At 66.0% G+C, this 18,510-nt stretch carries 16 protein-coding genes; 2 read left to right on the top strand and 14 right to left on the bottom strand.

Annotated features, from left to right (window positions below; all coding sequences use genetic code 11):
* Positions 1-28: 28 nt before the first annotated feature.
* Positions 29-2,086, bottom strand: a complete 2,058-nt coding sequence (locus AC5RUU_RS04315; RefSeq protein WP_493973972.1) for an ATP-dependent DNA helicase — start codon at positions 2,084-2,086, stop codon at positions 29-31.
* A complete protein-coding gene (gene hflX / locus AC5RUU_RS04310) occupies positions 2,079-3,659 on the bottom strand; it encodes a GTPase HflX (protein WP_493973971.1) in 1,581 nt (526 codons plus the stop codon). Before hflX ends, AC5RUU_RS04315 begins: the two co-directional genes overlap by 8 nt.
* A gap of 431 nt (positions 3,660-4,090) precedes the next feature.
* Here hflX and AC5RUU_RS04305 point away from each other — a divergent pair, with 431 nt between their 5' ends.
* The gene (locus AC5RUU_RS04305; RefSeq protein ID WP_493973970.1) at positions 4,091-4,705 is read left to right on the top strand and encodes a class I SAM-dependent methyltransferase; all 615 of its coding nucleotides are present in this window, start codon (positions 4,091-4,093) and stop codon (positions 4,703-4,705) included.
* Here the strand turns inward: AC5RUU_RS04305 and dapF are convergent.
* The 6 genes from dapF to AC5RUU_RS04275 form a co-directional block, all read right to left on the bottom strand.
* Positions 4,686-5,630 (bottom strand): diaminopimelate epimerase, encoded by a 945-nt coding sequence (gene dapF, locus AC5RUU_RS04300; RefSeq protein ID WP_493973969.1) that lies wholly within the window; start codon positions 5,628-5,630, stop codon positions 4,686-4,688. The two genes, AC5RUU_RS04305 and dapF, sit on opposite strands and share 20 nt — an antisense overlap.
* A 58-nt stretch (positions 5,631-5,688) precedes the next feature.
* On the bottom strand, positions 5,689-6,585 hold the full coding sequence (miaA, locus tag AC5RUU_RS04295) for a tRNA (adenosine(37)-N6)-dimethylallyltransferase MiaA (protein WP_493973968.1): 897 nt from the start codon (positions 6,583-6,585) through the stop codon (positions 5,689-5,691).
* Positions 6,586-6,588: 3 nt separating this feature from the next.
* A complete protein-coding gene (gene miaB, locus AC5RUU_RS04290; protein ID WP_493973967.1) occupies positions 6,589-8,151 on the bottom strand; it encodes a tRNA (N6-isopentenyl adenosine(37)-C2)-methylthiotransferase MiaB in 1,563 nt (520 codons plus the stop codon).
* Positions 8,152-8,192: 41 nt separating this feature from the next.
* A complete protein-coding gene (locus tag AC5RUU_RS04285; RefSeq protein WP_493973966.1) occupies positions 8,193-8,819 on the bottom strand; it encodes a regulatory protein RecX in 627 nt (208 codons plus the stop codon).
* Between the two features lie 3 nt (positions 8,820-8,822).
* The gene (gene recA, locus AC5RUU_RS04280; protein WP_493973965.1) at positions 8,823-9,878 is read right to left on the bottom strand and encodes a recombinase RecA; all 1,056 of its coding nucleotides are present in this window, start codon (positions 9,876-9,878) and stop codon (positions 8,823-8,825) included.
* Between the two features lie 211 nt (positions 9,879-10,089).
* Entirely contained in the window at positions 10,090-10,314 is a 225-nt protein-coding gene (locus tag AC5RUU_RS04275; RefSeq protein ID WP_009358653.1) for a DUF3046 domain-containing protein, read from the bottom strand.
* Positions 10,315-10,355: 41 nt separating this feature from the next.
* On the opposite strand from AC5RUU_RS04275, the gene AC5RUU_RS04270 reads away from it, so the two are divergent.
* Entirely contained in the window at positions 10,356-10,886 is a 531-nt protein-coding gene (locus tag AC5RUU_RS04270; RefSeq protein WP_493973964.1) for a MarR family winged helix-turn-helix transcriptional regulator, read from the top strand.
* A 100-nt stretch (positions 10,887-10,986) separates the two neighbouring features.
* Here the strand turns inward: AC5RUU_RS04270 and AC5RUU_RS04265 are convergent, their stop codons facing one another.
* The 6 genes from AC5RUU_RS04265 to dapA all read right to left on the bottom strand — a co-directional run bounded on the left by AC5RUU_RS04265 (position 10,987) and on the right by dapA (position 18,494).
* Positions 10,987-11,439, bottom strand: a complete 453-nt coding sequence (locus AC5RUU_RS04265) for a helix-turn-helix domain-containing protein (protein WP_493973963.1) — start codon at positions 11,437-11,439, stop codon at positions 10,987-10,989.
* 196 nt (positions 11,440-11,635) lie between these two features.
* Positions 11,636-12,115 carry a CinA family protein gene (locus AC5RUU_RS04260; RefSeq protein WP_493973962.1) on the bottom strand — a complete coding sequence of 160 codons (480 nt, stop codon included), beginning with the start codon at positions 12,113-12,115 and terminating at the stop codon, positions 11,636-11,638.
* A complete protein-coding gene (gene pgsA / locus AC5RUU_RS04255) occupies positions 12,112-12,756 on the bottom strand; it encodes a CDP-diacylglycerol--glycerol-3-phosphate 3-phosphatidyltransferase (RefSeq protein ID WP_493973961.1) in 645 nt (214 codons plus the stop codon). Before pgsA ends, AC5RUU_RS04260 begins: the two co-directional genes overlap by 4 nt.
* Before the next feature lie 22 nt (positions 12,757-12,778).
* Complete coding sequence (locus tag AC5RUU_RS04250) at positions 12,779-15,682, bottom strand: FtsK/SpoIIIE family DNA translocase (protein WP_493973960.1); 2,904 nt, start codon at positions 15,680-15,682, stop codon at positions 12,779-12,781.
* A gap of 170 nt (positions 15,683-15,852) precedes the next feature.
* The gene (locus AC5RUU_RS04245; protein WP_493973959.1) at positions 15,853-17,544 is read right to left on the bottom strand and encodes a ribonuclease J; all 1,692 of its coding nucleotides are present in this window, start codon (positions 17,542-17,544) and stop codon (positions 15,853-15,855) included.
* 41 nt (positions 17,545-17,585) lie between these two features.
* Positions 17,586-18,494, bottom strand: a complete 909-nt coding sequence (gene dapA, locus AC5RUU_RS04240) for a 4-hydroxy-tetrahydrodipicolinate synthase (RefSeq protein WP_493973958.1) — start codon at positions 18,492-18,494, stop codon at positions 17,586-17,588.
* Positions 18,495-18,510: the final 16 nt, after the last annotated feature.

Here is an 18,510-nt window from a genome sequence, read left to right as displayed (position 1 = left end):
CCGGATTCCCGGCGACGGTGCCGTCTTTTTAGTTGGCCTCCCGCGCCAGCCTTTGGAGGGCTGCCACGGCGGTCTCCCGGTCCGTCGTGGCCCAGAATGGGGGCAGGGCGGCGCGCAGGAACCCGGCGTAGCGTTCGGTGGCAAGGCGGGAATCCAGAACTGCCACTACTCCCTTGTCACCGGTGGACCGGATCAGCCGGCCGGCACCCTGCGCCAGCCGGATGGCGGCGTGGGTGGCCGAAACCGACATGAACCCGTTGCCACCGGCCTGCGCCACCGCCCGCGAACGCGCTGTCATGAGTGGATCGTCGGGCCGCGGGAACGGGATCCGGTCGATGACCACCAGCCGGCACGACCCGCCGGGAACGTCCACTCCCTGCCAAAGGGACATGGTTCCAAACAGGCAGGTGTCGGGCTCATCGGCGAACTGCTTGACCAATGCGGTCATGGTGGAATCGCCCTGGCACAGGACCGTCATGTCCAGCTTGGGGCGCAGGGCCTCGGCCGCTTCCTCGGCTGCACGCCGCGAGGAGAACAGGCACAGCGCTCCGCCGCTGGAGGCGCGGATCAGGGCCTCCAGCTCAGCCAGCGACTCCGGGGACGCGCCGCGGCCGGGCTTGGGCAAATGGCCAGCCACGTACAGGATGCCCTGTTTCGGATAATCGAAGGGCGATCCCACGTCCACGCCGGTCCACGCGGGTGCACCGTCCCCCACCAGGCCAAGCCCTCCGGCGGTCGGTTCGAAGGCGGAGCCGATGGCCAGCGTGGCGGATGTCAGGACCACTGTGTGACCGGCAAAAAGGCCATCGCGCAGCCTTCCGGCCACGGACAGCGGCGCGATGTTGATCAGCACCGGCGCCGACTCATCCGGCTGCGAATACCCCTGGCCGGGATCGAACGAACTGGCGCGGGAAAACCACACCACTTCCCTGTTCTCGCGGGCGGCAAGGAGCCGCTCGCACAGTTCCAGGATGAGCATCAGACGTGACCGCGCAAGCTGCCTGCCGCCGTCGGCCGTTGTACTGCTGTCCCCCTTGGAATCGGACAGAGCCGCACGGCTGGCCTCACGCAACTGGTCGATGCAGTCCAGCTGTTCGTCATTCAAGCCGTTGGGAAGAAGCCCGTTCGGCATTCCCGCCAGCGCAAGCTCAAGGTTTGCGGCGGCGGCGTTGAGGGCGTCCACGGTGATGGCCGTGTGCTTACGCGCACTGGACGCAGCGGCGTGCACCATGGCTACCGACAGCTGGCCCGTGACGGCTCCCGTGACCCGGTCCTGCAGCTCATGGGCCTCATCAACCACCACCACGTCATACTCGGGCAGGACCGCAAGCCCCTCGAAGGCGCTGACGGCCAGCATGGCGTGGTTAGTAACCACGACGTCGGCTTCTGCCGCATCCTGGCGAGCCAGCTCGCTGAAACATTCCTCAGCGAGGGGGCACTTCTGTGATCCCAGGCATTCCATGGACGTGACCGAGACCTGCCGCCAGGCGCGGTCCGTCACGCCGGGAAGGAGTTCGTCACGGTCACCGGTGGCAGTCTTTTCCGCCCACTCGCGCAGGCGCACCACTTCCTTGCCAAGCTGCGACGAGGGGCCGCCGACGGCAGCAGCGAAGTGGGGAACACTGGTGTCCTCCCCCAGTGAAAACAGCTGGCCCTCCGCGGGCTCCTCCGACGGGAACCCGCCTTCAAGCTTGTGCCGGCACACGTAGTTCGACCGGCCCTTGACCAGTGCCACCTTCACGGGCCGGTCCAGGGCAGGCGTGATCGCTTTGAGGAGCCGGGGCAGGTCCCGGCCAACGATCTGCGTCTGCAGTGCCAGCGTTGCGGTGGACACCAGGGCCGGCTTGTTGCTTTGGAGCGCGTGGGCGATGAGCGGGACCAGGTAGGCAAGGGACTTGCCGGTGCCGGTTCCGGCCTGAACCAGCAGGTGGTTCCCTGTCCCGATGGCGCGGGCCACCTGCCGGGCCATTTCGTGCTGCCCGGTACGGCTCTGTCCGCCCATTGCGGCAACGGCCCGGTCGAGCAGCCCGATGACGAACTGCTCGCCGGCCGTGTCCGTGGCTTCGCCAGCCACGAGGTCAGTCATCGCTGGCGAAGGGTTCCAGTTCGGCGGCGAGGCCTTCCCGGACCATGGCCACTGCCCGGGTCCCTGCCTCGACGTGGTCAAGGCTGATGATTTCAGCGTCGGATTCGTGCAGTTTGCTGATCAGGTCGCCGCGGTTGTACGGAATCAGCAGTGCCATCTTGACGCTGGGCCGCGGGATGGATTCGCTGATCACCCTGAGCAGTTCCGCGATCCCCTCACCTGTACGGGCCGAGACCACAACGTGGCGCGGCTCGCGCTGCTTGAGCCGTTCCACCACAAAGGGATCGGCGGCGTCGGCCTTGTTCAGCACGATGATCTCTGGAATCTTGCGGGCGTCCACCTCGCTGAAGACCTTGCGAACGGCTGCGATCTGGCCTTCGGGGTCCGGGTGTGAGGCATCCACCACATGCAGGATGAGGTCGGCGTCCGCCACCTCCTCCAGGGTGGAGCGGAATGCCTCGACAAGCTGGGTGGGCAAGGACCGGACAAAGCCGACCGTGTCCGCCAGGGTGTACCCCAGCCCGTCGGCCGTTTCAGCCTTGCGCACTGTGGGATCCAGCGTGGCGAACAGGGCGTTCTCCACCAGGACACCCGCGTCCGTCAACCGGTTGAGCAACGAGGATTTGCCCGCGTTGGTGTACCCGGCGATGGCCACGGACGGCACGGCATTGCGACGGCGGTTGGCGCGTTTGGTCTCGCGGGCTGGCTTCATTGCGGCGATCTCGCGCCTCAGCTTGGCCATGCGCGTGCGGATGCGCCGGCGGTCCAGTTCGATCTTCGTCTCACCGGGACCACGGGAGCCCATGCCGGCGGCGGCACTGCCCACCTGGCCACCGGCCTGGCGGGACATCGACTCACCCCAGCCACGGAGGCGGGGAAGGAGGTATTCGAGCTGCGCCAGTTCGACCTGGGCCTTGCCCTCCCGGCTCTTGGCGTGCTGGGCGAAGATGTCCAGGATCAGCGCCGTGCGGTCGATGACCTTGACCTTGACGATGTCTTCAAGGCCGCGCCGCTGGGACGGGGCAAGTTCGGCGTCAACAATCACCGTATCCGCCCCGGTAGACAACACAATGTCCTTGAGTTCCAGGGCTTTGCCGGAACCCAGGAACGTGCCGGGATCCGGCTTGTCCCGGCGCTGCACCAGGCCGTCGAGAACCTCGGAACCGGCAGTCTCGGCGAGTGCTGCAAGCTCACGCAGCGAGTTTTCGGCGTCGGCGAGGGTCCCCTCGGACCAGAGGCCTGCCAGGACCACGCGCTCCAGGCGCAGCTGGCGGTACTCGACCTCGGTAACGTCTTCCAGTTCCGTGGAGAGACCCGCCGTGCGCCGCAGGGCGCGGCGTTCTTCAAGGTCCTGCTGGTCACCGTCGTAGGTGGTGTGCTCTTCGTCCAAACGGGAGATCGCCTGGGCCGTGCCCAGCACGGGCTTGCCGTTGCCGCGTTCTTCTCCGCGGGGCGTGCTGAGATTCCTGGCCGGTACGTCCTTGGAGAGAATCCGGTCGATCACAGCCTGGATTTCCGCAGGGCTCATGTCCTGGGCGGCTGAATCTGATCCGGTGTTGGGCTGGGTGGTCATGGTCTCCTTTGAAGGTTCGGCAGTTCCAGAATAGTGCCGAATGCTGGTCTGTGGGGAAGTATTCGCGCTGGGCTGAGGGCCTGCGGTCATGCGGTTCTCCTTGGATGTTCGGCGCCGGCCAGCTGGGATACGGGGCGGCGACTGTGCCGCACCATGGAGGGGCGGCGAAACGGGACGTGCCGGAGAATCGGCGAAATGACCAGCGGGGTGCTGACTTTCGAGTATTGTCCGGCTGCCGGAGCAGACAGGACGCGTCTGGGCCGGTGCACAAGCGGAAGGTGGTTAAAACCTGCGTCGCCGTGGGACATGGCTTCGGGACGGGCGGAGCCCGTGCCGGCTACTCGAAGATCAGGAACATGCCCTCAACCCTAGCAGAGGGTCCCCCGGCGCAGTTTCCCATTACGCTGCAAGGGGAACTACTCTGGCCAGTTATGGAGTCCGCACACTATTTCAGCGCATCCCCCGCCGGCCCCTTCACCCGAAAGCCCTTGACGGTTGAACTCGCCGGCGAAACGCGCAGGTTGCAGACTTCCGCAGGCATCTTCAGCCCGGACGGCATCGATAAGGGGACGGCTGTCCTCCTTGCCGAGGTACCGGCGCCTGCCCCCACCGGCAACCTGCTGGACATTGGCTGCGGCTGGGGTCCGATCGCGCTCACCATGGCACTGCGGGCACCGCACTCGCAGGTCTACGCCGTGGACGTCAACGAACGCTGCATCACGCTGACCAACGAAAACGCAGCCGCACTCGGGCTGTCCAATGTCGTTGCCAGCGCGCCTGAGGCCGTGGACCCGGACGTGCGCTTCGATACCATCTGGTCGAATCCGCCCATCAGGATCGGCAAGGACGAGCTTCACTCGCTGCTGAAGCTGTGGCTGCCGCGGCTGGCACCGGGGGGAACGGCGTGGCTGGTGGTGCAGAAGAACCTGGGATCGGATTCCCTCCAGCGCTGGCTGGCGGCGGAACTGGACGATTCCTTCAGCGTGACCCGCGAGTCCACGTCCAAGTCCTTCCGGATCCTGAAGGTCAGGAAAGCGTCCCGGTAGCCACAATCACTGCGGGGCCGCTGAGTTCTACATGCTCGTGGCCGCCCGGTCCGGGGAAGAACTTCACGCCCACCACTCCGCCCGGGACGTGTACGCGCCATGTGTCCGGCGCCTCGGCCCCTGCCCAGTGGCGGATGGCGACGGCGGCAGCGCACGCTCCCGTGCCGCAGGACTGGGTCTCGCCGACACCCCGCTCGTGGACGCGCATGGTGACTGAACCCACGCCGTCATGGACGAGCGGTTCGGCCGGCACAACGAACTCCACGTTGGTGCCGTTGGCCGGGACGGGTTCAACGGCTGGCGCGGTGAAGAGGCGGGTTCCCGCAAGTTCCGTGAGCTCAGCGAGGGCCACAACTGTGTGCGGGTTGCCCATGCTCACGGACAACGCGGGCCGCGGGACCTCCAGTCCATCCGCGGTGACCAGTGAGTCCATGGCCTTGGCCGCCGCTTCGCCGGGGAAGATGAACTCCCAGGGCCCCATGTCCACGGCGTAATCGTCGCCCGTCCGGACCACTGTCTTGGCCCCGCCGCGGGTGCCGATGGTCAGCGCCCCGCCGTCGGCAAGGTCGATCAGGCCTACCGCCCTGAGGAAGTGGACGAAAACGCGTACGCCGTTGCCGCACATCTCGGACAGTGAGCCGTCGCCGTTCCGGTAATCCATGAACCACTCGGCCTCGGGGACGGTGGACAGCAGGTCGCGCCCTTCGGGGAGCAGGCGTGAGGGGACGGCGCGGATCAGGCCGTCCCCGCCGATGCCACGGTGCCGGTCGCACAAACCTGCAACCTGCTCAGGGGTAATGGTGTGTTCGCCCTCGGGATCGGCCACCAGGACAAAGTCGTTGCCCGTTCCGTGCCCCTTGGAAAAGCGGAGCCCGCCCAGCGTGCGGAAGGCGGGCCCGGTGGACTCTGCGAGGGTTGCATCCATGCCTCCAAGATTACCGGCGCGTCCGGCAGGCGGAAAACCGGCCGTCCGCAGGGAGGCGTCAGCGGCATAGTTCAACGGCACGGCCAACCAGTTGCGGGTCCTGCCAGTCCAGCCAGCTGATCCGGGGGTCGGCCCGGAACCAGGTGAGCTGTCGGCGTGCGAACTGGCGGGTGGCCACGATGGTGCTCTCCGCTGCCTCTGCCACAGTTGCTTCACCGTCGATGACCTGCAGGAACTGGGAGTAACCGAGCGCCCGGGACGCCGTTTTCCCTTGCCGCAACCCCTGCGCATCCAGGTGCCGGACTTCCGCCAGCAGTCCCTTGTCCACCATGGCGTGCACCCGCCCGGCCAGCCGCTCCCGGAGCGCCTCACGGTCAACCGCGAGGCCGATTTGCACGGCCGGCCGGACGTACTCCCGCCGGGGCATGAAGGAGCTGAACGGACGGCCTGTGAGCTGGTGGACCTCCAGTGCACGGATGATGCGCCGGTCGTCGGACAACCGGGCCGCCGACACGGGATCCACGGCCTGCAGCCTGGACAGCATCGCGGCAGTGCCGGACGCATCCAAATCCGCCTCAAGCTGTTGGCGCAGCTGCGGATCAGTCCCGGGGAAGTCAAGGACGTCCAGCGCGGCACGCACGTAGAGTCCGGACCCTCCGGCCAGGATGGCCCGCTTGCCGCGGGCGTGGATGACGTCGATGACCTGACGGGCCTGTTGCTGGAACCCGGAGACGCTCGCTTCCTGCGTCACATCCAGGATGTCCAGGAGATGGTGCGGCACTCCCCTGCGTTCGGGCATGGTGATTTTTGCGGTTCCGATGTCCATGCCCCGGTAGAGCTGCATGGCGTCGGCGTTGATCACTTCGCCGTCCAGCTCCAGTGCAAGGCTGACCGCGAGGTCCGACTTGCCTGAACCGGTGGGACCGACGACGGCGATGACTGGCGGGTTATCCACCTGTCAGCGGGTGCGCAGAGGCAGAGCGGGCATGCCCAGGGAGACGCCCTTGCCGCCCCGTCCTGCACCGGGTGCCGGGGCTCCGCACGAGTCCGCCTGCGACCTGTCCCATGCGTCGCCGGCGCGCGACCGGCGCAGGCTGTAATCCCCCGGGGTGGGGTCGGCGACAAGGTGGAACGCGGCAGCCCCAGTAATGGTCACCGTAACGAGGTCGCCCGGCCGTGGTGCGGGCGAACCGTCCGGAACGGAGAAGTGCACCAGACGCTGGTCCTGGGAGCGGCCGGACAGCCGGTGGGTTGCCTCCGCCTTGCGTCCCGACTGCGCGGTGACCATCACTTCCACCCGGCGGCCAAGCTGTTTGTGGTTCTCTTCCGCGGCGATGCGGTCCTGCAGGGCCGTCAGCCGTTCAAACCGCTCCTGCACCACGGCCTTCGGCAGCTGGTCCGGCAGGTCCGCCGCCGGCGTGCCGGGCCGCTTGGAGTACTGGAAGGTGAAGGCAGTGGCGAAGCGGGATTTCGCCACGACGTCGAGGGTGGCCTGGAAGTCCTCCTCGGTTTCCCCGGGGAAGCCGACGATGATGTCGGTCGAAATCGCAGCGTGCGGGATTTTCTCGCGGACCTTGTCCAGGATGCCCAGGAACCTGGTGGACCGGTAGGAGCGCTTCATGGCACGAAGGATGCTGTCCGAGCCGGACTGGAGCGGCATGTGCAGCTGCGGCATGACGTTGGGCGTTTCCGCCATGGCGTCGATGACATCATCGGTGAAAGCCGCGGGGTGGGGGCTGGTGAATCGCACCCGTTCCAGGCCCTCGATCTCGCCGCAGGCGCGCAGGAGCTTGGAGAATGCCTGGCGGTCCCCGAATTCCACGCCGTAGGAGTTGACGTTCTGTCCCAGCAGGGTGACCTCGATGGCGCCGTCATCCACGAGGGCCTGGATCTCCGCCAGGATGTCCCCCGGCCGCCGGTCTTTTTCCTTGCCGCGGAGGGCCGGGACGATGCAGAAGGTGCACGTGTTGTTGCAGCCCACGGAGATGGATACCCAGCCCGAGTAGACGGAGTCGCGTTTGGTGGGAAGGGTGGACGGGAAGACATCCAGGGATTCCAGGATCTCGAGCTGCGCCTCATTGTTGTGGCGTGCGCGGTCCAGCAGTGCGGGCAGGGCGCCCACGTTATGGGTACCGAAGACGGCGTCCACCCAGGGCGCCTTCTTCAGGATGGTCTCCCGGTCCTTCTGGGCCAGGCATCCCCCGACCGCGATCTGCATGCCGGGATTGGCGGCTTTGACCGGCGCCAGGATGCCGAGGTTCCCGTAGAGCTTGTTGTCGGCGTTCTCACGGACCGCACAGGTGTTGAACACCACCACGTCCGCCTGTTCGCCTTCTGCCGCGACGTAGCCGGCATCCTCCAGCATGCCCGCCATGCGCTCAGAGTCGTGCACGTTCATCTGGCAGCCAAAAGTACGCACCTGGTAGGTACGTGGCTTGAGTGCGCCGGCAGCCTGCGGAACGGGCCCGTTCTCCTCGGAGGACCGGGCACCGGAAAAGGGGGAAGGAATGGTCAAACTCACCTATTAAGGGTACCGGCTGTTACAAGTGCGGAAATTTTGCCTTAGCCGGAGTCGGGGACACCGCGGGATTCGAGGACCTCGTTCACAATCCGGAACGCCTGGGAGGGCTGGTAGCCCTTGCGGGCGAGCATGGACGCCAGGCGCCGGACTGCCTTGTCGCGTTCAGCGCGGTCCGCGAGGTCCATGCCGGGCCGGATCTTCCGCTCCACCAGGGTGCGGGCAGCGGCTTCCTCGTCAGCGTCCGTCAGCTGGTCCAGGGCAGCCGTGGCCGTCTCCTGGTCGATGCCCTTCTCGGCGAGCTCGCGCCGGAGGGCGCCCTTGGCCAGCTTTCGGGACTGGGAGCGGCTTCGGACCCACATGTCGGCGAATTCGGCGTCCTCGATGAGGCGGACTTCCTGGAACCTGTCCAGGACTGCCTCGGCGACGTCTTCGGGAATGTTCCGTTCTGCCAGTTTGCGGGCGAGTTGGAGCCTGCTCTTGGCAGAGGCAGTCAACTGGCGGTAGACGATGGCCTGGGCAACGGAAACAGGATCGGGCTCCGGGTCACCAAAATTAGGTGCATCGGGGTCTCCGGACCCGCCCGGCTCGCCCGGTGCAGGGCTGGCATCGCGGGTCCGCCGGGAGCGGCCCCCGTTGCTCCGGGGCCGCTCCCGTTCAAATCCGGTCAACTGCTAGAACCCGTCGACTGCCTTCAGCTTCGGGGCATCCTTGGACTCGGGTTCCGCCGGCTTCACACCGACGCCGAGCTTCTCCTTGATCAGCCGCTCCAGCTCGGCCGCAAGCTCCGGGTTGTCGCGGAGGAACCGGCGCGAATTCTCCATCCCCTGGCCCAGCTGGTCGCCGTCGTAGGTGAACCAGGACCCCGACTTCTTGATGATGCCGTGCTCAACGCCCATGTCGATGATGCCGCCCTCACGGGAAATGCCCTGGCCGTAGATGATGTCGAACTCTGCCACCTTGAAGGGTGGGGCCATCTTGTTCTTGACGATCTTGGCCTTGGTTCGGTTGCCCACCGAATCGGCGCCTTCCTTAAGGGTCTGGATACGGCGCACGTCGATGCGGACGGAGGCATAGAACTTCAGCGCCTTACCACCAGTGGTGGTTTCCGGGGAACCGAAGAAAACGCCGATCTTTTCGCGGAGCTGGTTGATGAAGATGGCGGTGGTCTTGGTCTGGCTCAGCCGGCCGGTGATCTTGCGCAGGGCCTGGCTCATGAGTCGGGCTTGCAGGCCGACGTGGCTGTCGCCCATGTCGCCTTCGATTTCCGCGCGGGGCACAAGGGCGGCCACGGAGTCGATGACAATGACGTCCAGGGATCCTGATCCAACCAGCATGTCCATGATCTCCAGCGCCTGCTCACCGGTATCAGGCTGCGAGACGAGGAGGGCGTCAGTGTCCACACCGAGCTTGGCGGCGTAGTCCGGGTCCAGTGCGTGTTCGGCGTCGATGAAGGCTGCGATGCCGCCGGCGCGCTGGGCATTTGCCACCGCGTGCAAGGCAACGGTGGTCTTGCCGGAGGATTCCGGTCCGTAGATCTCGATCACGCGGCCGCGCGGCAGTCCGCCGATTCCCAGGGCGACGTCCAAGGCGATGGAGCCGGTGGGGATGACCTCAATCGGGGCGCGGACTTCATCGCCCAGGCGCATGACCGAGCCCTTGCCGAACTGCTTGTCAATCTGGGCCAGCGCTGCTTCCAGCGCTTTTGCACGATCCGGGGCTGCCGCCATGGTTGACACCTCTAATGCTTTCTCAATGGTGGCCTTCGCGGCCGTTTCTTGGTCATCTCTGACGCTAAGGGGACCCACTGACATTCCGGCCGGATGACGGCGGCTATGTGGATAACCCGTTAGGAAAAAGCATAGCTTTATCCGAACAGGTATTCGAACAGCTGCCCGGCGTGTCAGGGGAAATAGGGGAATCGGCCGGGAAACTGGCCTGTCAGTCCCGCAGTGGCTTGATATCGCGGCCCAGCCGCCGTTCGGCGGGAACGTCCTGGACGTCGCAGACGGCCAGCCACACCTTGCGCGGCTCGATCCCGGCGGCCAGCGCCTGGTCCGCGGTCCTGCCGCCAACGCCTGCGAGAACCAGGGTGCTGCTCAGCACACGCGAGTAGCCGGCGCCAAACTCGTCGTCCATCAGCCGCCAGTAGTCACTCAATCGCATCAGAAAATTCTCTCACGGCCGGGGACCCTAGAATTGTTGCCATGAGCAACTCCCCCGATGCCCTGCCGGACCCCGGCACCGACGACGCCACAGCCGATGCTGCGCTGAAAAACGTTGAACACCAGCTCACCCTTTTCTGGCGGCGGGGGCGCGCCATCACCAACCAACTGTCCCGGCAGGTCCATCCAGACATGGAACCGGCAGCGTACGGCCTGCTGACCGTCATCCGCCGTGAGGGCCCTATCCGGCTGACCGAGCTGGCCATGAGCATCGGCGTGGGCAAACCGTCTGTGAGCCGGCAGATCGCGTTCCTCGAAAGCATCGGTTTGGTCTCGAAGGAAGCTGACCCGCTGGACGGGCGCGCCCAGTCAATCCGGCTCACAACCAAGGGCGAGGAGAAGATGCACCAGGTCCAGGATGCCCGGCGCCAGGTTTTCCGGGAACGCCTGGGCGAGTGGCCGGTGCAGGACCTCCAGGAGCTTGCCCGTTACATGGCGAAGCTGAATGCCACTTACGAGCGGGACGGCTTCCCCAAGGATGCACCGGAGGCCGTGGCCGGCCAGGAAGACTGACCACAGGCGACGGCGCCTGCAAGGAAAACATGAAGCCTCCCGGCCTGCGGCCGGGAGGCTTCCTGCGTTCCAGGGCCCGCTGCCGGGCCAGGGGCTGCCGTTAGCGGGCGCCGGAGAGAAGGCCGTCCGAGAGTTCGCCGTTGAGCTCAGTGTCAAGGTCGCGCTCAAGGTCGCGCCCGTAACGCTGGGAGAATTCCTGCGGGACGGTGTCCGGAACAGCAACGCCTTCGGCTACTGCCACACGGTCACTGACTTCGCGGAGCATGCTGGACAACGGAACATCGAGTGCCGAGCAGATCGAGGACAACAATTCCGATGACGCTTCCTTCTGGCCGCGTTCCACTTCGCTGAGGTAACCGAGGGAGACACGGGCGCTGTGCGAAACTTCACGGAGCGTACGCCCCTGACGCTGGCGGACATCGCGCAGGACATCACCGATTTCGTGACGAAGTACAACCATCTTGCGCTCCTTCTGTTCGCTCTTAGCCTGATCGGCGAGGCCCACATCCTTCCAGCGGACAACGCCGTTTACGGATACGGGCTGCTTTACCATCTGTATCGCCTTGCTCCCTCATTGGTCCGGTCCGCCCGCAAGCGAACCGTCGTGGTCATTTCATCCTAGGCGCCTCCGCTCTTCGGAAGCGACACAATGTAATAACTAATCGGTACCGGCTTTTGTTCCCGACAACTTTACGCCCGGTAACTTCCTGCGGACAAAGGCGGGCCGCACCGGTGCGCGGACAGGCGCCTCAGGAGGACAGGGCTTCGAGTAGCCGCTCGAGGGCCGCTCCACAGGCCAGCCCGCGGATTTCTGCCCGGTTGCCGTCGAACGAGTACTCGAAGGCTGACGTACCGGCGGCGGTAGCCACCCCAATGTACACGGTGCCTACCGGCTTGCCGTCATGCGCGTCTGGTCCGGCAACGCCGGTGGTGGAAAGGCCAACGTCCGCCCCCATTACAGTTCGGGCCCCCTCGGCCATGGCACGGGCGACGTCGCCGTCCACCGAGCCCGCACGTGCCAACAGGTGGGAAGGAACGTTCAAAACCGACTCCTTGACGGAGTTCTGGTACGCGACCACGCCGCCTTGGAGCATGCCGGACGCGCCCGGGGTATCCGCCAGGACCGCCGTCACCATACCCGCGGTCAGTGATTCCGCGGAGGCTACCGTGCGCCCCGCTTCCAGGGCCTGCCGGACTGCTTGCGCGGCGAGGTGGTGGAGGTTGGTCATGGCTGCTCCTGTCCGCTGTTGCCGCGGGCCTGCTGCTTGCCCTTGGCGCGGAGGCGCAGGGCTTCAATAACGTACTCGGCGCCGGTCCAGACCGTAATGGCCACGGCTGCCATTATCACGGTGAAGGCGACCCAGGCCAGCCAGGGCGCGAAGGCGCCCAGCGGGAGGAGGTAAAGGAAGATGGCCGCGGTCTGCACAACGGTTTTCAGCTTGCCGCCCCGGGAGGCCGGGATGACGCCGTAGCGGATCACGAAGAACCGCAGTCCGGTGATGCCCCATTCCCGGACCAGGATGACGAGCGTAGCCCACCAGGGCAGCTCACCGAGGAGGGACAGCATGACCAGCGCCGAGCCGATAAGGAGCTTGTCGGCGATGGGGTCGGCGATCTTGCCGAAGTCCGTGACGAGGTTCCGGCTCCTGGCGATGTCGCCGTCGAGCTTGTCCGTGTAAATGGCGACGGCGAACGCCAGCACCGCCGCCCAGCGCCACAGCCCGGACTCGCTGCGCAAACCGGGGGCGTCCGCGATCAGGAACCAGACGAAGAATGGCACCAGCGCGATGCGGAGCATGGTCAGGATGTTGGGAAGGTTCCAGACCCCGGCACGGCCCGGGCCGGCGGCGGTTGCATCGGTGCTAGTCACTTGTCTAGGCTACATTCCCCGGCTAGCGCCCGGTGAGGGACCAGGCGTCCTCGGAGCCGTCGTCGTCATCGCCGTAGCCGCCCGGCGCGGTATCCGAGCCGTCGTAGTATTCGACGTTCTGCTTCCGCTGGTCCAGGTCCGCTGCCACCAGGTCCTCGGCATAACCGCCCTGAGCGATATTCGCATTTGCGTTGTCACTCAGCGCAGCCGTTTGTGAATCGGCCGATGCCGGAGCCTCCTGGCCCTTCATGGCAGCGAGGACGGCCGCGAGGTCGTCCGGCTTCACCAGCACGTCGCGGGCCTTTGACCCTTCGGAGGGCCCCACCACTCCCCTGGACTCCAGCAGGTCCATGAGGCGGCCCGCCTTTGCGAACCCGACGCGCAACTTGCGCTGGAGCATCGAAGTGGACCCGAACTGGGTGGTGACCACGAGTTCAGTGGCCTGCAGCAGCACCTCGAGGTCGTCCCCGATGTCGTCGTCGATCTGCTTCTTCTCCGCCTCGGGGGCGACGTCGTCACGGTAAACGGCCTGAAGCTGGCCCTTGACGTGCTCCACCACTTTGTGGATTTCCGACTCCGTAACCCAGGCACCCTGGACGCGCATGGCTTTCGAGGCACCCATCGGCAGGAAGAGGGCGTCGCCCTGGCCGATCAGCTTTTCGGCGCCGGGTTGGTCCAGGACCACTCGGGAGTCGGTGACCGAGGATGTAGCGAAGGCCATGCGGGAGGGCACGTTGGCCTTGATGAGGCCCGTGACCACGTCAACGGACGGGCGCTGCGTGGCCAGCACCAGGTGGATGCCGGCGGCGCGCGCAAGCTGGGTGATCCGGACGATCGAGTCTTCCACGTCGCGCGGCGCCACCATCATGAGGTCCGCGAGTTCGTCCACGATCACCAGCAGGTAGGGATATGGCCGGATGACGCGCTTGGAATCGACGGGCGGCTGCACCTTGCCGGCGCGCACAGCCTTGTTGAAGTCATCGATGTGCTTGAAACCGTAGTTGGCAAGGTCGTCGTAACGGGCATCCATCTCGCGGACCACCCACTGCAGCGCCTCGGCGGCTTTCTTGGGGTTGGTGATGATAGGGGTGATGAGGTGTGGCACGCCCTCGTAGGCGGTCAGTTCCACGCGCTTGGGGTCCACCATCACCATGCGGACTTCGTCCGGGGTGGCCCGCATGAGGATGGAGGTGATCATGGAGTTCACGAAGGATGACTTACCGGCACCGGTGGCTCCCGCCACGAGCAGGTGGGGCATCTTGGCCAGGTTGGCCACGACGTAGCCGCCTTCAACATCCTTGCCGACGCCCATCACCATAGGATGGTCCGTCCGGCGGGCGTTCTGGCTACGCAGGACGTCGCCGAGGGACACTGTCTCGCGGTCGGTGTTGGGGATTTCGATGCCGATGGCCGACTTGCCCGGAATGGGACTCAGGATGCGTACGTCGCTGGATGCCACCGCGTAGGAGATGTTCTTGGACAAGGCAGTGACCCGTTCCACCTTGGTACCGGGGGCCAGTTCGATTTCGTAGCGGGTCACGGTGGGACCACGGCTGAAGCCGGTCACGGTGGCATCCACGTTGAACTGTTGGAGGGTGTCCGTGAGGGCGGCGACGACGGCGTCGTTGGCTTCGGTGCGTTCCTTGGGGATTGAGCCCGGGGTCAGGTAGTCCGAAGCAGGCAGGGTGTAGGTGACGTCACCGGCCAGCGACAACTGCTCCGTGCGCTGCGGGATCGGAACGGGCGGCGGCGCGGGAGCTACCGGGCTGGAGGGCACCTTCGGGACGCTGCCCGCGGCGGCAGAGGCACCCGCTGCTGCCAGGCCGGGGGTAATCATGGGAATGGCTTCGGTGGCGTTTTCCGCGGGAGCAGCGGATGCGCCGGCCGCGCCAAGGCCCTGGGCCGCCTTAATCTTTTCGACGGCGATCTCGGCCTGGGTGGGCCGCCGGACGCCGGGCGCGGGCCGGGGCGGCTTCGGTTCGTCATCGTCGATGACGGCGTGCTCGAAGGCTTCGTCGCCCACGTAGCCTTCCAGGGCGGCGTCGGGCTCCTCGTCTTTTCCGAACAGGCGGCGCTTCTTCTTCTTGGGCGCGGCCGGAGGCGTGCGTTCGAGGTAGCTGCGGTCGTGGGTGTCCTGCTGGTCCCCGTCCATCAGGTCGATGCCCATCAGGTGCTCGTAAGCTCCCCGCAACCGCCGCGGGATGGCGGTGAATGGCGTGGCGGTGATGATCAGCAGCGACACGAATGCCAGGAGTCCGTAGAGGACCACAGGCACGGCCGGGTGGATGGCGGCCAGCGGTGTAGCGGCCAGGAACCCCAGCATTCCGCCCGCCTGGCGCAGGCCGTCAAAGCCCTGCGCCACCGTGGGCTGGCCGCCGAGGATGTGGGCGAGCCCGCAGCCTGCGAAGGTCATGATCAGGAAGCCGATGCCCACCCTGTTGTTGCCGCGGCCGTCGGTGGGCTGGCGGAAGAGCCTGAAGGCACAGACGAACAGCATCAGCGGGAGCAGCAGGGACATCCAGCCAAACGTGCCGTTCACCACGGCATAGACGGCGTCCGGGAACCATCCGGTCAGGCCCCACCATGCAAAGGTGGCGATGAAAATTCCGAGGGCCAGATTGAACAGGGCTGCGCCGTCGCGCCGCTCCTCCGCGGGGAGGTCGCTGACGTCGTGGCCGATCCGGCGCACTCCCCCGCCCACCAGGTGGCCAAGGCCCAGCCAGGCGCCCCCCACCACACGCAGCAGCCATGGCTGGTGGTGTTCGACGGCGGGAAGTTGCCGCGTGCGGGCCGTGCTGGTGGATCCTCCGCCCCGGCCGGACTTGGATGCTGCCGGGCCGGAACCGCGGCCCGTGGTACTGCCGGATTTACTGCTGGAGCTGCCCCTGGCTGTTCCACTGCGCGCGGAGGAAGTACGTGTGGCCATAATAGCCACGCTACCGGAACCAGGCCGGTATTCCGGGGATATCGGAGCCGGGACGGCCACGCCTTCCGGAACGCCACAGGGCCCGGTTCCGGGAACCGGGCCCTGTGGCGCGGAGCGTTTCAGACAGTGGATATCGGAGACGCCTTGGCCTGTCTGCGTGCGCGTGCCTGTCAGGCCTCGAGCACCACCGGGATGATCATGGGACGACGGCGGAGCTTGCGGTTCACCCAAGTGCCCACCACCCGGCGGATTACCTGCTGGAGCTGGTGCGAGGTGTGGTCCGCGTGGTTCAGGACGGCTTCTTCAAGGGCGCTGTTGATCTTCGGGATGATGTCATCAAACACGGAGTCGTCCTCGGCCACGCCGCGCGCGTGGATCTCGGGCCCGGACACCACCTTGCCGGTAGTCCGGTTGATGACGGTGATGATGGAGATGAAGCCTTCGTCGCCGAGGATCCGGCGGTCCTTGAGGTCGGCGTCGGTGATCTCGCCCACGCTGGAGCCGTCCACGTAGACGAAGCCCACTTCAACCTGGCCCACCACATCTGCACGGTGGTCCTTGAGGTCGATCACGGTGCCGTTGTCTGCAAGGACCACGCTGGCTTCCGGCACGCCTGACTCAATGGCGATCTTGCCGTTGGCGATGAGGTGGCGGGTTTCACCGTGCACCGGCATGGCATTGAGCGGTTCAAGGATGTTGTAGCAGTACAGGAGTTCGCCGGCAGCGGCGTGTCCGGAAACGTGGACCTTGGCGTTGCCCTTGTGGATGACGTCGGCGCCGAGCTTGAGGAGTCCGTTGATGATCCGGAAGACGGCGTTTTCGTTCCCGGGGATGAGGCTGGAGGCCAGGATGACGGTATCCCCGTCGCCCACCACCACCCGGTGGTCGCCGTTTGCCATCCGGGAGAGCGCGGCCATCGGTTCGCCCTGTGAGCCGGTGGACATCAGCACCACGCGGTTGTCCGGCAGGTTATCGATGTTCTTGATATCCACGATGAGGCCCGGCGGCACGTCAAGGTAGCCCAGCTTCTCGGCGATGGCCATGTTGCGGACCATCGATCGGCCAACGAAGGCCACTTTGCGGTTGTGCTTCGCGGCCGCGTCCAGGACCTGCTGGACCCTGTGCACGTGCGAGGAGAACGATGCCACGATGATCCGCTTCGTGGCCTGGCCGAAGAGGCGCTCCAGCGTGGGGCCGATTTCCTTTTCCGCGGTAGTGAAACCGGGGATGTCGGCATTGGTGGAGTCTGACATGAAGAGGTCAACGCCCTCTTCGCCGAGTTTGGCGAAGTGCCGCAGGTCGGTGATCCGGCCATCCAGCGGAAGCTGGTCCATCTTGAAGTCGCCCGTGTGCAGGACAGTGCCGCCCGCGGTGCGGAGGAACACGGCAAGGGCGTCCGGGATGGAGTGGTTGACCGCAACGAACTCACATTCGAAGGGGCCGAATTTCTCCACCTGGCCTTCCTCCACCGTGAGGGTGTACGGCCGGATGCGGTGCTCCTGCAATTTCGCCTCGATCAGGGCGAGGGTCAGCTGCGAGCCCACCAGGGGAATGTCGTTGCGGAGCCGCAGCAGGTACGGGACGGCGCCAATGTGGTCCTCGTGCCCGTGTGTAAGGACGACGGCGACGATGTCGTCCAGCCTGTTCTCGATATAGGAGAAGTCAGGCAGGATCAGGTCGACGCCGGGCTGGGTTTCCTCCGGGAAGAGGACCCCGCAGTCCACGACCAGCAGCTTGCCGTCGATTTCGAACACGGCCATGTTCCGGCCGATCTCCCCCAGGCCGCCAAGCGGAACGATCCGCAGCGTGCCCGCAGGCAGGCGGGGAGGGGTGACAAGGCCGGTTAGGGCGGTTTGGGTCATATTGCACTACTTTCCAGGTGGAAGGGTGCCGGTCTTCGCCCTCAGGAGTAGACCAGCCCCGCTTCCGCCAAATCCCCGCGGATGATTTCGATCTCGGCTTCGTCCGGCTCCACGAGGGGCAAACGGACAATCGAGTTGGGCAGGACTCCCTGCCATTTAAGAATCTGTTTGGCCGCCACGGCGCCCTGGACACGGGTCATGGTGGCTCGGACTACCGGCTGGAGCTCGAAGTTGATTTTCCGGGCGGTGCCGAGGTCGTTGGCATTGACGGCGTCGATGAGTTCGCGGAAACGGCGGGTGGCCACGTGCGTGGTAACACCCACCAGGCCCACGGCGCCCAGCGCCATCCAGGGCAGGGTCAGTCCGTCGTCGCCCGAGTAGAACAGGAGGTCCGTCTCGGCCATGACGCGGGTGGCGGCGACGAGGTCGGCCTTGGCGTCCTTCACGGCCACGATGTTGGGGTGCTGCGCCAGGCGGATCATCGTGTCCGGCTCAATCGCGATGGAAGAGCGGCCCGGAATGTCGTACAGCATGACGGGGACGTCAACGGCGGAGGCGATGGTTTCGAAGTGGGCGCGCACGCCTGCCTGGCTGGGCTTGTTGTAGTACGGGGTGACCAGCAGGAGGCCGTCGACGCCAAGGGCTGCGGCCCGCTGGGAAAGGTGGACCGAGTGCGCGGTGTCGTTTGTACCGGTGCCCGCGATGATGGCTGCGCGTCCGCCTACGGCTTCCTTGACGGCGCGGAACATGCCCAGGTTCTCTTCGTCGGTGAGGGTGGAGGTTTCACCCGTGGTTCCGGTGACCACCAGCCCGTCGCAGCCGTCATCCACCAGCTTGGTGGCCAGTGCCGCTGCCTGCTCGTAGTCCACTGCGCCGTCCTTGGTGAACGGCGTGACCATGGCGGTCAGGAGGGAACCGAGGGCAGGGATGTGCGCGGAAGAGTCAGCCATGGAAAAAACGTTACCC

The organism is Arthrobacter sp. K4-10C (assembly GCF_059090085.1).
This window is presented reverse-complemented; position numbering and strand designations above follow the sequence as displayed.

Coding starts and splice junctions, on each gene's coding strand:
- AC5RUU_RS04315 (WP_493973972.1), bottom strand. CDS start 2,086: ATGACTGACCTCGTGGCTGGCGAAGCCACGGACACGGCCGGCGAGCAG.
- hflX (WP_493973971.1), bottom strand. CDS start 3,659: ATGACCACCCAGCCCAACACCGGATCAGATTCAGCCGCCCAGGACATG.
- AC5RUU_RS04305 (WP_493973970.1), top strand. CDS start 4,091: ATGGAGTCCGCACACTATTTCAGCGCATCCCCCGCCGGCCCCTTCACC.
- dapF (WP_493973969.1), bottom strand. CDS start 5,630: ATGGATGCAACCCTCGCAGAGTCCACCGGGCCCGCCTTCCGCACGCTG.
- recA (WP_493973965.1), bottom strand. CDS start 9,878: ATGGCGGCAGCCCCGGATCGTGCAAAAGCGCTGGAAGCAGCGCTGGCC.
- AC5RUU_RS04275 (WP_009358653.1), bottom strand. CDS start 10,314: ATGCGATTGAGTGACTACTGGCGGCTGATGGACGACGAGTTTGGCGCC.
- AC5RUU_RS04270 (WP_493973964.1), top strand. CDS start 10,356: ATGAGCAACTCCCCCGATGCCCTGCCGGACCCCGGCACCGACGACGCC.
- AC5RUU_RS04265 (WP_493973963.1), bottom strand. CDS start 11,439: ATGGTAAAGCAGCCCGTATCCGTAAACGGCGTTGTCCGCTGGAAGGAT.
- AC5RUU_RS04260 (WP_493973962.1), bottom strand. CDS start 12,115: ATGACCAACCTCCACCACCTCGCCGCGCAAGCAGTCCGGCAGGCCCTG.
- AC5RUU_RS04250 (WP_493973960.1), bottom strand. CDS start 15,682: ATGGCCACACGTACTTCCTCCGCGCGCAGTGGAACAGCCAGGGGCAGC.
- AC5RUU_RS04245 (WP_493973959.1), bottom strand. CDS start 17,544: ATGACCCAAACCGCCCTAACCGGCCTTGTCACCCCTCCCCGCCTGCCT.
- dapA (WP_493973958.1), bottom strand. CDS start 18,494: ATGGCTGACTCTTCCGCGCACATCCCTGCCCTCGGTTCCCTCCTGACC.